General features: G+C 57.9%; 1 protein-coding gene. It reads left to right on the top strand.

Annotated features, from left to right (window positions below; translation table 11 throughout):
- The coding region (locus SMC1_RS10695; protein ID WP_207799373.1) for an O-antigen ligase family protein at nucleotides 1-1,205 on the top strand (1,205 nt) is incomplete at both ends.

Raw genomic sequence — 1,205 nt, 5'->3', positions numbered from 1 at the left:
GTCGGTTGATTGGAATCTCATGACAGGATGGCTGCTGGGGTTTGCATCCGGATTCGTGTTGTTCGAACCTAGTCCGTTCGAGTATTTGACCCTTGCCCTTCTCTTCGTGGGCGTGTTAGAAGGACGTTTACGCCGGTTGCAGCGGCCGGTGCTGGGGCCGCTCTCGCTATTGCTTACATATAATGCGCTGGCCATATTGTCGTGTGCCAATGCTGCGGATGTCACCATCGGCTTCAGGTTCCTCGGCATCACGATGCTTCTTGAGCTCGTGTGGTTTTTCATAGCCTCCAATGGCAGAGTAGCGCTTTGGGGGCTCGTGTACGGCTACCTAGCAGCGGCCGGGGCAACGGCAATCGCAGTCCTGTTGGCAGAGCTTACAGGATGGAGCCCGCTTGCAAGCAGGGTATTGTGGGGGGGCACACGCGCACTGGGGTTCTTTAAGGATCCGAACGTCATGGGGCCTTGGCTCGTGCCCGCCATCTTGATTGCTCTTGATATGCTGGTCGGGACCGAGCGCAAACGCCGCAATATGAGTTGGGCGGTCTTTGGCCTGCTGGTCCTGGGAACTATCGTGTTGACTGGGTCGCGTGCCGGCTGGCTCAACGCCGCCGTCAGTCTTCTGGCGTGGGCGATGCTTCTCAGGCGGGACTTGCACGGGGCAAAAGCACGCATACGGGTACTCGGCCGGTTGGTCCTCTTGGGGCTGCTTTTCAGTTCCGTCCTGATTGGATTGTTGGTTCGGGATGGCAATCTGTGGTCCTCGCTTGTCGCACGTGTCAGCCTGCAGAGCTACGACACAGCACGCTTTTGGGCTCAGCAAGCTGCTTGGCGAACGGGGATGACCCATATCGTCATTGGCATCGGCCCGGGGCAGGCTGAGCTGTTGACGGGCATGTCCACCCACTCGCTGTACGCCCGTGCATGGGCGGAGACCGGTGTACTGGGCTTTATCGCACTGATGTCCTTCTTTGTGTACTGTGCAGGAAAGCGGAGAGTCGGGTTCAACGAAGATCCTGCTGCGACTCGCATCCGACGTATCTGCATGGCTGCGCTCGCAGGCATCGCGGTGAACAGCCTTTATGTGGACACGATCCATTGGCGGCATTTGTGGATTATCGCTGCGATACTGACATCGATTGCTAGCACCGCTAGGGGTCAAGCGAACGCCACAGTATCGAGAACAGTTCAAACACGTCACATCAGCT

Source organism: Candidatus Cryosericum septentrionale (assembly GCF_003570995.1).
GTDB lineage: Bacteria > Caldisericota > Caldisericia > Cryosericales > Cryosericaceae > Cryosericum > Cryosericum septentrionale.
This window is presented reverse-complemented; position numbering and strand designations above follow the sequence as displayed.